This is a genomic window from Haliscomenobacter sp. (genome assembly GCF_040403615.1).
Taxonomy (GTDB): Bacteria; Bacteroidota; Bacteroidia; order Chitinophagales; family Saprospiraceae; genus Haliscomenobacter.
The window spans coordinates 72,384-84,451 of record NZ_JBBAKG010000007.1 but is presented as its reverse complement, the minus strand read 5'-3'; the positions used below and the strand labels follow the sequence as shown (position 1 = coordinate 84,451).

The 12,068-nt window shown below is 45.6% G+C and carries 9 protein-coding genes; 4 read left to right on the top strand and 5 right to left on the bottom strand.

The features are described from left to right. Positions 1-153: 153 nt before the first annotated feature. Together ABW391_RS03955 and ABW391_RS03950 are read right to left on the bottom strand one after the other, a co-directional pair. Positions 154-1,020, bottom strand: coding sequence for a UbiA family prenyltransferase (locus tag ABW391_RS03955; protein ID WP_353480529.1), 867 nt, complete (start codon positions 1,018-1,020; stop codon positions 154-156). 4 nt (positions 1,021-1,024) lie between these two features. Continuing rightward, positions 1,025-1,567 carry a YceI family protein gene (locus ABW391_RS03950; RefSeq protein ID WP_353480528.1) on the bottom strand — a complete coding sequence of 181 codons (543 nt, stop codon included), beginning with the start codon at positions 1,565-1,567 and terminating at the stop codon, positions 1,025-1,027. A 218-nt stretch (positions 1,568-1,785) separates the two neighbouring features. Between ABW391_RS03950 and ABW391_RS03945 the strand changes: the two genes are divergently transcribed. After that, positions 1,786-3,249, top strand: a complete 1,464-nt coding sequence (locus ABW391_RS03945) for a glycosyltransferase family protein (protein WP_353480527.1) — start codon at positions 1,786-1,788, stop codon at positions 3,247-3,249. 80 nt (positions 3,250-3,329) lie between these two features. Here the strand turns inward: ABW391_RS03945 and ABW391_RS03940 are convergent, their stop codons facing one another. Then, positions 3,330-4,361, bottom strand: coding sequence for an MlaD family protein (locus ABW391_RS03940; protein ID WP_353480526.1), 1,032 nt, complete (start codon positions 4,359-4,361; stop codon positions 3,330-3,332). Positions 4,362-4,556: 195 nt separating this feature from the next. Further along, positions 4,557-6,026 (bottom strand): N-acetylmuramoyl-L-alanine amidase family protein, encoded by a 1,470-nt coding sequence (locus ABW391_RS03935; protein WP_353480525.1) that lies wholly within the window; start codon positions 6,024-6,026, stop codon positions 4,557-4,559. Positions 6,027-6,072: 46 nt separating this feature from the next. On the opposite strand from ABW391_RS03935, the gene ABW391_RS03930 reads away from it, so the two are divergent. Next, the gene (locus ABW391_RS03930) at positions 6,073-8,799 is read left to right on the top strand and encodes a putative LPS assembly protein LptD (RefSeq protein WP_353480524.1); all 2,727 of its coding nucleotides are present in this window, start codon (positions 6,073-6,075) and stop codon (positions 8,797-8,799) included. Positions 8,800-8,843: 44 nt separating this feature from the next. Here the strand turns inward: ABW391_RS03930 and ABW391_RS03925 are convergent, their stop codons facing one another. Beyond that, complete coding sequence (locus ABW391_RS03925; protein WP_353480523.1) at positions 8,844-9,638, bottom strand: GLPGLI family protein; 795 nt, start codon at positions 9,636-9,638, stop codon at positions 8,844-8,846. 182 nt (positions 9,639-9,820) lie between these two features. Here ABW391_RS03925 and ABW391_RS03920 point away from each other — a divergent pair, with 182 nt between their 5' ends. Continuing rightward, a complete protein-coding gene (locus tag ABW391_RS03920; protein WP_353480522.1) occupies positions 9,821-11,287 on the top strand; it encodes a sensor histidine kinase in 1,467 nt (488 codons plus the stop codon). A 6-nt stretch (positions 11,288-11,293) separates the two neighbouring features. Next, positions 11,294-11,989 carry a response regulator transcription factor gene (locus ABW391_RS03915; RefSeq protein ID WP_353480521.1) on the top strand — a complete coding sequence of 232 codons (696 nt, stop codon included), beginning with the start codon at positions 11,294-11,296 and terminating at the stop codon, positions 11,987-11,989. Positions 11,990-12,068: the final 79 nt, after the last annotated feature.

Here is a 12,068-nt window from a genome sequence, read left to right as displayed (position 1 = left end):
CGGGTGGAAGTCCCCGACTTGGCATCCAGGATTTTCACTTTTCGCTTCACAGCCACATCTTCGGTGGAGTTGGTGTAAAAGGTGGTCAATACTTCTTGTTCGTACCCATATTCAGGAACGGCAGTAGCAATGTTTTGGAGGTAACTCATGGGCTCAGTTTTTTAACAATAAAACCATAAAACACGCATTCATCGAAAGCGCGGCAATGACATTCATCAACATGGTGTGGCGGAAATTGGCATTGGCGGTATTTTTCAAAACCTGGACAAACCAGTACCCAAAAAAGACCGCAATGGGAGCAAAAAAGGCTTGAATGACCAAAAAATCGCCTAACTGATTGGTTTTGCTGAAATACAGGTAATAGCAAAGATTGCAAGCAGCAAACATCAATGCCGAAAAAATAAACGTCCCCCTATGTCCCAGTTTGTAGCTGATGGTGACCACGCCGTCATCCAAATCTTGCTGGTGTTGATAAATCTGGGTTAGGGGGTATACGCCTGCGATTTGTAGCGAGCAGGCTGCCAATACCCAAATGGTAGTGGAGTTTAACTCCATCACTTGTTTGGTGATTCCCAAATAGGACATGTAAAACGTAAACCCGCCCTGAAACAAGGTTACGACCAGAAATCCTAGAATGGGGTATTTTTTCAAGCGAATTTGCCGGGAGCTATAAGCCCGCGATGCCATGATGTAAAGCAGCAAACACAAGGAAAAAGCCACATTAACCAAAAGAACAGCGAGCAAAAGTGCCGTAAAATCCATTACCAAAGTGACGTAAAACAACTTTATGGTGGGCATCGGCGGTTTTTCCAGTCCGCCAATGCTGCCTTCATCCCGATCGATGTAACTGTTGTAGCCATTGCTGGCGGGATAGACCAAGAGATGGATGATCAAAAAAGGATACAATACATCCAACCAGGAATAAGGGGAATGGACTTGGCTGAAGGCCAACAAAAAAACGGGCATTAAGAGAATGGAAAAAGGAAATCTTAGGAGTTTCAAGGTATCCAGATCAAGCATAGGCTTACATTGAAAAGGTGGCTTTAATAGAGATGTTTACCGTGTTGCTGAGCGTAATGCTGGATTTACCAACACCGTAAGTTAGGCGATCGATGCTAAATTCATTGGTTTGAAAATCCAGAATATTGCCATTTTGTGTCACCGTGAAAGGCAACTGTATGAATTGCGTAACGGCTTTGATGTTTAGATTGAAAGTGCCCAAATAGCCGCTATCGGTTTTGGTGATTTTGGTGGAGATCAAGGATATTGCCGGGTATTTTTCAGCATTGAAATAAGCTTCGCCTTTCAGGTGCTTATCGCGCAGGCCAATGCCCGAATTTAGTGAACCGACTTGTACCGTGGCGGAAATTTTGCTCTTTTCCAGGTTGTTGGCATCAAAGATTATGTCAGCGGCCACTTTTCCGAAATGCCCAGTTGTGTTGATCCCAGCATTTTTGATTTTGTATTCTACCTTAGCACTTTGCAAAACCAGGGCTTTTTGGGCAAATAAAGGAGGCGTGCTGATGAGGAGCAAAGCCGTACAGGTTAGAACACAGCATTTAATCATGGTTTAATTGATTGTAGGTAATGAGAATAGTTAATTGAACAACAAGAGATTCAATTTTTAGTTTCGGTGTTTTTAGCATTTGATGGTATCCGACAAACTGAATCCAGCGAATAAACTTGAGCCTTTTGCTTTTGATTCAAATTTATTAAGTTTATGTCACTTTTTCAAAGTGGTGCTTGGCTTCTCTTCTCTACTCGAATTTTTACAAAAAAATAAAAATGCAGCGCTCCGAAAAAACCCTGTTTGGATTTGGACTCATTTTGTATTTACTCGTGGCCTGGAACAATGAGGGCTACCACCATTTAGATGAGCATTTTCAAATTATAGAATTCGCCAATTATAAATTAGGCAATATTCCTGCAAGCGATTCGCCATGGGAACTTGGAAAAAAAATAAGACCCAGCTTACAACCCATTTTGGCCATGGCCTGGATCCGGATTGCAAACAATTTGGCAATCAATGTTTTTGATCAGATGTTTTTCCTGCGTGTATTGAGTGCAGTACTTTGCCTGTGGCTGTATTGGCTGCTCTGCAAACAATTGGCAGGAGATTTTGAACAGGAGATTTTTGGTCGGCGCCTTCTATTTAGGTTGTCAGTTTTTCTATGGTACATGCCTTATATCAGCGTACGGTTTTCATCAGAGACCTGGTCTGCATTGAGCCTATTGGCTGGCACTTTGATTTTGTTGCAAATAAAGCGAAAAGAAATCACCAGTACCGCGGTTCAATTAGGACTTAGTGGCTTTTTGATGGGCTTGGCCTTCCTTTTTCGTTTTCAGATTGCTTTTGCCGTAATAGGAGTTGGTGCCTGGCTGCTGTTTGAAAAGCGCATCCAGTGGCAGCAACTGGCGGCCTGGATATTTGGTGGATTATCAGCGGTTGCCATTGGCTTTGCGCTCGATTGTTGGTTTTACGAAAGTACCGTTTTTACTCCCTGGCTGTATTACAAGGTCAATATACAAGAGGGGGTAGCCCGTGAATTTGGAGTTTCACCATGGTGGTATTATGTGCCAGAATATTTAATAAAGGCCATCCCACCATTGAGTGTAGCCTTGTTGCTATTGCTGATCGCCGGCATTCGGCATAAGCCTCGGCACATTTTTACGTGGATGTTATTGCCTTTTTTACTGGTGCATACCATAGTTGGCCACAAAGAAATTCGCTTTTTGTTTCCAATGGCTTTTCCGGCATTGTTCCTGATGGTACAAGGTTGGGATGCCTGGCACCTTAAAATCCAAGACTGGAAGGCTTATAAATATCTACGCAATTTTTTGGTGGGTATCAATCTCGTGATTTTGCTAATTATTTGCCTGCTTCCTGCACACAAGGTTGTAGGAACCTATCATTTTTTTCATCATTATGTCAAGGAGACGGGGCCAGTGCGTTTGTACACCCTGGATAAAGGACCTTTTTATTACCAAAATTTGCGTTTCAGCTACTACGAGCTGCCTGATCTGACGGTTCGGCCAGTAGCACAGTGGAAAGATTTGCGGGATAGCAGCGCCTTTTTGTTGAGGAAGGGTGATTTGATTTTCAATCAAAACCTCCAATTGCCCCCCGAATTGGAGAATCTGCCGCTCCGGCGCGTCTATACCGGTTTTCCCAACTGGATACTACAGTTTAATGTAAACAATTGGCAAGCCCGTACGCCCATGTGGACCGTCTTTCGGATGGAGCGTTGAAAGCGCCACACACAACAAAAATGAGGATACCTGCGCCTGCAAGTATCCTCATTTTTCATGCTAAAAAGCGTTACTCTTCGCTATTGCTTCACCGCATCCTGCTTATCATACCGCAGCACCCGCTTGCGGCCTTTTAGCGGAATGTAGCGGTAAGGCCGTTTTTTTAAGTCTTTGCTCAGCGAATCGGCGCTGTTGCTAAATTTGGAGATCTCGTTGTACAAGCTGTCACTTTTCAACAATCTTCCCAGCGTGCCTTTGCCTGCTTGCATATCCGTCACCAAGCCACCTACGGAATTGAGGGCCTGATCCGCTTTACCGAGGGTATTTTTTAATCCAGCTATGGTTTGATCCACTTCGGTCATGGTCTTTTTCAGGTCCATTTGATTAAGTTGACCGCTGAATTTGTCGGCATTGTCGATGATGTTGCCAATTTTTGCCTTGCTACTGGCCAAACTTTGGGTGATTTCATTCAGGTTTTTGAGCGAGCCGTTGATGTTGCCAGAAGAGCTGGCCAGCATCCGGTCGGCGGCAGCAGTGGCCGATTGCAGGTTGGCCAGGGTCAGTTCCAGGTTTTTCAAGCTTTTTTTAACGGGGCTATTGGGATTGTTGTTGTCGGTCAAACTGCTGTTGAGCGTATCGATCACTCCTTTGAGTCCTTCCTGGATGATTTTCATGTATTGCTTGAGTTCTTCCTGCGGGATATTGGCGCCCAAGAAGCCCACGGAGCCCGGAATCAGGTACGAACCAGACTTGAGCATTTCCTGCCGCTGATCCACCGGAGGAAAATGCAAGCGTATGTTTTTGGTACCCATAAAACCATTGGCAAAAATCTCTGCACGGGTACCTTTGGGTATTTGTAAGTCTTTGTTCAAGTCGAGGGTAACCAAGACTTTGTCAGCGCCTTCCAGGAGTTTTACCCCCGAAACAAAACCAACACTGACCCCCTGGATTACCACCGCAGATGAAGTCTGGATGCTCAAGGCATCTTCATATTCTACGTAGTAAAGATTAGAACGGGTCAAGATATTTTTCCCTTTGATGAACTTGATGCCCCAAATTGAAAGGACAATCGCGACTATCGCCAAAAGGGCAATTTTAATTTCGTTTGACATGAAATTTTTAATTTTAGGTCGGGCGATAAAAAAATAAGTGTTCATTTTGCCAGAGGATTAGATAAGTAAACGGTTCATTTCAAGTGTCTTATCTAATCCTCTGGCTCGAGAAAAATGAACACTTATTTTTGCCCCACTACCAAGGCGCAAAGATAAATAAAAGTTTAGGGGAATTCCTATTTAATCGACGTTACTCTAAGGTATACCTAAAGCTTTTTTTGCATCGGGCAAGGAAATGCGTTTGCCATCTTTCAACGCGATGATAAATGCATCTGCAAAACCCAACTCCTTACTGCGGTTGCGGGCCAGATTGGCTTGCTGGTAATCCGTAAAAGCGGCAGTCCGTACTTTATACAGGTTGTCTTCCTGCGAAACTTCCAGCGGATACGGAAAAGTTTTCCATTTCAGCTCTGCTGGGTTCGGAGCGATCGGGCCTGCTGCCAATTGGATTTTGAACGCATAGCTTAAATCGTTCACTTTGGATGAAGGAAGATTGGTTTGAGGAGCGGCCTGCGTTCCAGGGTTGTACCGGGGCGCATTGACGCCAGGAGGTACAGGGCCATATCGAGCAGGGTTTGTCTCATTTGAACCCGGTGCATTGGCGCGTTCGGGAGCTGGAATTTCTTTGGACCTGGCCAATTCTCCTGCTTGATTGTTGCTTGAATTTTCCACGCGTTTGTTGGATGCACCTGAGCCATAAGAATAAGCAACTGGTTTATCGTTGGCACTGGCCACAATGGCCTTTCCTGGTTCAGTGTCGTATTGTCCTTCAGAGCGAAAATCGGGTACTTCCGCACTGCTTTTGTACTGCGCAAAAGCCTCCAACATGGCTCCGGCCACTTGCTCCTGGCCATAATTTCCACTCAGGAATTGTTCTTCGCTGGCATTGCTAAGGAAACCAGTTTCCACCAAAACACTGGGCATGGCGGTAGCTTTAAGTACCACAAAACCAGCCTGTTTTACTCCCCTGGTTTTGCGTTTGGCTTGAAGATTTAGTTTACTTTCCACCAGTTCGGCAAATTGCAGACTTTGCTTCAAATACGCGTTTTGAAACATGCTGATCATGATGTGGCCTTCTGGGGAGTTGGGATCGTAGTCGTAGTTTTTTTGGTAATTATCTTCCAACAAGATGGCAGCGTTTTCGCGTTTTGCCACCTCAAGATTATATTGAGCGGTGTGCAGACCCATGACGTAGGTTTCGGTACCATAAGTTCCACTGTTGTTGCCAGGCATGGAATTGCAGTGGATGGAGATAAACAAGTCAGCGTTGTTGCGATTGGCAATTTCAGCCCGTTCGTACAAGGGAATAAATACGTCGTGATCGCGGGTAAGGATGACGTTGATTTCGGGGAAACGACTCCGCAACAATTCGCCCAGTCTTTTGGCAATGGCCAGGGTGATGTTTTTTTCATGCGCACTCGCTCCATGACAACCTGGGTCGTGGCCACCGTGTCCCGCGTCAATGACTACTGTTTTGATTTGGTAGGGTTTATCCGACGCAGCAACCAACGAATTTATTCGTGGGATGGGGGCTGCGTTTCGTTCGCTTTGTATAACTTTGCCCGGCTCAAAAACAGTGGTTGCTAAGGAAACGTTAAAGCCAAGCAACGCAGTGGACAGGATGAGGATGAGTTTCGTTTGGAAAAGAACAATCACTTTTATCATGGTTTGTGGGTCTGTGTTTAGAGTAAGGGGTTTGATTATGAATGCAATGCAAAATAACAATTTTCATTTTTGGAAAGCAAGAAGTGTATGGGGTATTTTGATGCTATGCCTGGGCGCAATGCCCCTGATGGCTCAGGATCCTTATCCAAAATTGCCTGATAGCCTAAACGTTGCAGATACGGTTCCGGTTGCACTGGCCGATACTTTTGGGTTTAAATCAAAAACAATTCGCTTTTCCAACGACTCCCTGGATGCTCCGGTTGAATACAACGCAACCGATTCAATGGTATTGGACAACATAGCTAAAAAAATCTACTTGTACGGAAAAGCCTTCATCAAATACGGGGACATCAGCTTAAATGCGGCATTTATTGAATTGGATTGGGCCAACAACCTGGTAGCAGCCGAATTGCGGGAAGATACCCTAACCGGTAAAATGATTGGCGTGCCCGAATTCAAGGATGGGGATCAGGTTTTTACGGCCAAGCGCATGCGGTACAATTTCAAAACCCGCAAAGGCATGGTGTATGATGTGCGCACCAAACAGAATGATTTGTTTGTGCATGGCTCGCGGATGAAACTCATTTCGGAGGAAAAGAAAGATACTTCGAAACCCAACAACATCATTTTTGGGCAAAAGTTGCTGTTTACCACCTGTTCAGCAGAGCATCCCCACTTCGGAATCCGCAGTACCAAGCAAAAAATTATTCCGGATAAACTGGCCATTGTAGGGCCATCTCAAATAGAAATCATGGGCGTGCCTACCCCCATCTGGTTGCCGTTTGGGTTTTTTCCACTAAAAAAAGGCAGAAGTACTGGTTTGTTGTTTCCGCGCGATTATGAATATTCTGAATCCTGGGGCTTCGGTTTGCGGGACATCGGTTGGTATTTTCCGGTAGGAGATCACTTGAATCTGGCATTGCGCAGCAACATCTATTTTAAAGGCACTTATGGTCTATCTGTCCAAGCGGATTACCGCAAGCGCTACAAATTTTCGGAGAACATTACCTTGCGCTTTGACTCACAGGTACGCGAAGACCTAAAAACAGGCAAATATGGCCGCACCAAAAGTTTTGGCATCCAGTTTAGCCATAATCAGGAAGCGGCGGCCCACCCCAGCGCCCGCTTTGGGGGCAACCTCAACATTCAGGGCAACCGCAACCAGAGTCGGGTGTTCAACGATGCCTACAATGTATTGAACTCGCAGTTGTACTCCAACCTGAATTTTACCAAAAACTGGCCAGGGAAGCCTTATAGTTTGAGTGCTTCCTTCAACCACAGTCAAAACCTGAACAACCGCAAGGCCACCATCAACTTCCCCAACGTACAGTTTCAGACCCAGACCTTGTACCCCTTCAAAAAGAAGGTCAGCAACGACAAATGGTACGAAACCATTGCCTTGCGCTACGCTGGAGAAGGCCGCAGCAGTTTTGTAGCGACAGACACCACGCTTTTTACCCAAAAAATGTGGAAGGATGCTGTCACTGGTGCAAGGCACAACCTGGATGTCAACACTTCTTTCAAATTGCTGAAATACATCAACGTCAACCCCAATATTACCTACAACGAAGTTTGGCAGTTGAAGTCGATCGCCAAGAATTTTGACAGAACCCTCAAAGTCACCAAAAGAGATTCTATCCAGGATCCTTTTGACCTCGCTAAAAAAGTATACCGCTACGATACCCTCTTCGGTACGGTGAACACAGATACCTTGTCGGGATTCTCTTCTTTCCGGCAATTTTCAGCAGGCGTCAGTTTGAATACCCGGGTGTTTTTTACCTTAAAAACGGGCAAGCTCACTCCGGTAAGAGCGGTACGTTGGGAAATGCGTCCCAATCTTTCCTTCAACTATTCGCCCAATTACCTGAATCCTGCGCTGAATTATTTTGACAGTGTGCAGTACGATTCGCGTTTTCCTTTGCGCAAGCAGATTTATTCGCGTTTTGACAACATCGCCGTGTACGGCACGCCCAATCCGAGCGGGAGGCAAATGGCAGTTGGCTACAGTTTGAACAACATTTTCCAGGCCAAAGCCTACTCCAAAGGAGATTCTATGGAAAAGAAGATCAAACTCATCGACAACCTGGTCATTGGTGGAAACTACAACTTTGCTGCCGACTCCTTGAAATGGAGTCAGATCAGCATGAGCACCACAGCCCGCTTTTTTAAAGGCATTACCACCATGGGCTTTTTCATGAGTCTGGATCCTTACCTAAAGAATGCAGAGGGCATACGCTACAATCGGACGGTGTGGCAGGAGGGGAAAATCATTCCCCGCATGGAGACGGCGCGGTTTTCTTTTGTGACCGACCTGACGGTGCAGAAAATTCGCGAAATGTTTCAGGGCGCCAAACAGGAGGTAGTGACCGATGTGCGCAATCAGCCACAACCCAAGGAGGCAGATGAGCAAGATTTCCTGAGTTTGTTTGAAAACTTCAGCATCTCGCACAACCTGGATTTTTATTGGCAAGCGCAGTCTACCGGAAAAGCAGTTTTTAAAATGGGCACCAACTCCGTCAACGCACAGGGGAATATCGAATTGACCAAGAATTGGGGGGTATCGGTAGGCAATATTGGATATGACTTTGTCAACAAAGGGCTCTCCTACCCTTCCATTGGTTTTACCCGCGATCTGCATTGCTGGCAATTGGCCTTCAACTGGCAACCCCAGCGCGGAACTTATGTCTTGAACATTCAGGTCAAACCTGGTTCATTGGACTTTATCAAGATTCCTTATCAGAAAAACAATTACGACAGTCGGTCTGGATTTTAAATACAGGCTGTCTCAGTATATAGGTTCTGAGACAGCCTACTTTATTAGTTGCGGATGATAATCTGCGTTCCAGGACCACCAGGGCCACCACCTTGGCGACCTTGAAACATGCCGGATTCCCGCATTTCTTTCATTTTTTCAGCCTGAATTTTCTGGTATTCGGCGCGAGAAACCTTCTTGCCTTTTTCAGGAACTTTGATGCTTCCCTCTGCTGGCTTTTGAAATTTCACCTCTGATGCGGTAACTATGCTGCGGCCACCATCAAATTCAACTTCGAGGATCATGCCGGGTAAACCGCCGTAGCTTTGTGGGCCGATGGCTACCGGGATGGTAGGTGCAAACCAGGCAGTGACGACGCGTGCCCGTCCCATCAGGCTGTCGGTAAAAGTGGCTGAGATGCAGGGATAATCCAGCACTTTTTTCTGCTGACCCGTCACTTTCCATGCCCGGGTAGGGAGCACATCATCGACCAGGAATGGCTTGCCAAACAAATCCGCCTCCTCTACCTGCCGGTTGTTGGCCAGGTCGCGGTAAACAGGTGGATTGAACCGGCGCATCATCATGCGCATCCCACCACCGCCAGGTTGGCCTCCTTCTTCATCTACTTTGGAGGCAAGCTCCTTGTAAAAAGAAGTGGTAGGCGTAAAATTCAGTTGAAATTCGGTAACCGAAGATTCGGGAATGTTGCGGATCATGTTTTGATCCATGCCTGCAGGTGCATTGGCTTGAACTTCACGGCGCATAAAAACCGTCTGCTTGTACACAATGGTACCTTCGTTGTTTTGTGCCGATAAGGCCAGGGACAACAACCCAAAACACAACATAAACAAGTTTCTCATGGGTAATTCCATTTTTTATACAAAACTAAGCGCTTCTCGCTCAGTCCCCAAGTTAACGTTCCTTGATTTAACGTTAATAATGGTTAATGGCAGGTGCGCCGCCTGATCCTTTGAATTAACTTTGTGCCAACACGTAGCCAGTTCATAAAGTCTATTCATAAAGTTTATTCAAATCAACCGATTTGTACAAGAACAATACCTTATACCGCGCTTTGATGACGGGCAGCTTGTTGCTGTTGGCCGTTTTTCAAATTTACTGGCTGAGCAAGGTTTACCAGGAACAGGAGAATTTGCTGCGCCATCAATCTGAGAACGTGTTCATTCAGACGGTTCGCGATTTGCAGGATTCGATCATCCAAAAGCGGATTGTATTTACCGACGGGGATGGAGATTCCCTTCAAAATGCATTTTTACCAAATTTTCGGGCTCGTCATTCTGCTCAAAAATCCAGTACAACCCTGGTGGTTCGCATGGACAGCGTTACGTTTATTCACCGCGACACCTTTCCAGAAAAACGACCGATCAACTTTTTTATGAAGCGCAAACCCAATGATGACCGCATGCGCAGGTCATTTGGAATGCGTAGAGGAATTGGATTGGCACTCAGTAAATTGCCAAAAGGAGCGAATGCCATTTTTGAACTGGCCGACGACAGCATTCCCCAGCATGCCCTTGCGGCCAAATACCATAGCCAGTTGCTCAAGTCTGAACTTCCCCTTTCTTTTTCCTTGAGCAAAATCGATTCCTTGCCTGAAGAAATGCCCAGCGATAGCATCATTCATTTTGCCCCGGCCAGTATCCCTCCTATTCAGTTTTATAAGTTGAGCATCAACGATTACCATTGGTTTTTGCTCAAGCGAATGACTCCTCAAATGATTTTTGGGCTGTTTTTGTTGCTGTTTACGGGTTTGTCGTTTGGCCTGATTTTTAGAAGTTTGCGCCAGCAACAACAATTGACCCGCCTGAAAAACGATTTCATCAGCAACATAACGCATGAGCTCAAAACGCCGATTGCCACAGTGAGTGTGGCGCTGGAAGCCCTGAAAGATTTCAATGCGCTCAACAATCCGCAACGCACCAGGGAATACATCGACATCTCCCAGCACGAGATGCAACGGCTGTCGATGTTGGTGGATCGGGTATTGAAAATGTCGATGTTTGAGAGTCAAACTTTGCAGATTCAAACCGAGACTTTTAACTTAAAAACCGTTATCCAAAAAATATTGGAATCGCTCAGTCTGCAATTTGAAAAAAACAAGGCTGTGGTCAATTTCAGCACCGAAGGAGAAGATTTTCAGATTGAGGCTGATCCCATTCACCTCACCAATGTAGTGTACAACCTTTTGGACAATGCGCTGAAATACAGCAAAAAAGAACCCAAGATCGACATATCTCTGGCCGAACACAATGGTACCCTCACCCTGAGTGTCCAGGATCGTGGCATTGGCATTCCCAAAGAGTACCAAGGCAAGGTTTTTGATCAATTCTTTCGGGTACCGCATGGCGATACCCACAACGTAAAGGGATACGGATTGGGCTTGAGTTATGTGGCGGGGGTGATTCAGCAACACAAAGGGCAAATCATCCTGGACAGTGAAGTGGACAAAGGAACCCGTTTTACGGTATTTTTGCCAAGGCATAATAAATAAGGTGTAGTGGTTACAAAAGTACTGTACGTAGAAGACGAACTTTTTTTGGGAAAAATCGTCCAGGAAAGTCTTGAAAGTCGGGGATTTGAAGTCCAGATGGTCGGCGATGGTGCCGAGGTCATGGCGATTTTTGAGAATTTTGTGCCCGATATTTGTTTGCTGGATGTGATGCTGCCCAACCGCGATGGATATGACTTGGGGCAAGAAATCCGCAAAAACTTCCCCACTTTACCCATCATTTTCCTCACCGCCAAAACCCAAACCGAAGACGTACTCAAAGGCTTCAATTCAGGTGGCAATGATTATATCCGCAAGCCCTTCAGCATGGAGGAACTCATTGCGAGGATCCACAATTTGCTGAATTTGAGCGGTCAATCCAGTCCCGAAGCTCCCGTTGAATCTAATGGGGTCATCGAATTGGGGCAGTACCAATTTGATTTGCGCAAATACGAACTGCGTTTTCAATTAAAAGTGCGCAAATTGTCGCACCGCGAAGCGGAATTGCTCAAAATTCTTTCCGATCACCGCAACTTCACGGTTGAGCGCAAAGTCATCATGCAACAGATTTGGGGGGACGATTCTTTCTTCAACTCCCGCAACCTGGATGTGTACATTACCCGCTTGCGGGATTACTTGAAGGAGGATGAACGGGTGCAGATCATTACCTTGAAGGGCGTGGGGTATCAATTTATTGTGGATTGATCTGTTTGGCAAATAAGGCCGAGTGAATATTATATTAATTTCACGTTAAATATAAATAAAAATGCATCAGCTTTATAAC

What these genes read in the sequence shown, in the direction of transcription:
- ABW391_RS03940 (WP_353480526.1), bottom strand. Translation starts at nt 4,361, where the DNA reads ATGTCAAACGAAATTAAAATTGCCCTTTTGGCGATAGTCGCGATTGTC.
- ABW391_RS03935 (WP_353480525.1), bottom strand. Translation starts at nt 6,026, where the DNA reads ATGATAAAAGTGATTGTTCTTTTCCAAACGAAACTCATCCTCATCCTG.
- ABW391_RS03950 (WP_353480528.1), bottom strand. Translation starts at nt 1,567, where the DNA reads ATGATTAAATGCTGTGTTCTAACCTGTACGGCTTTGCTCCTCATCAGC.
- ABW391_RS03925 (WP_353480523.1), bottom strand. Translation starts at nt 9,638, where the DNA reads ATGAGAAACTTGTTTATGTTGTGTTTTGGGTTGTTGTCCCTGGCCTTA.
- ABW391_RS03945 (WP_353480527.1), top strand. Translation starts at nt 1,786, where the DNA reads ATGCAGCGCTCCGAAAAAACCCTGTTTGGATTTGGACTCATTTTGTAT.
- ABW391_RS03930 (WP_353480524.1), top strand. Translation starts at nt 6,073, where the DNA reads ATGCAAAATAACAATTTTCATTTTTGGAAAGCAAGAAGTGTATGGGGT.
- ABW391_RS03955 (WP_353480529.1), bottom strand. Translation starts at nt 1,020, where the DNA reads ATGCTTGATCTGGATACCTTGAAACTCCTAAGATTTCCTTTTTCCATT.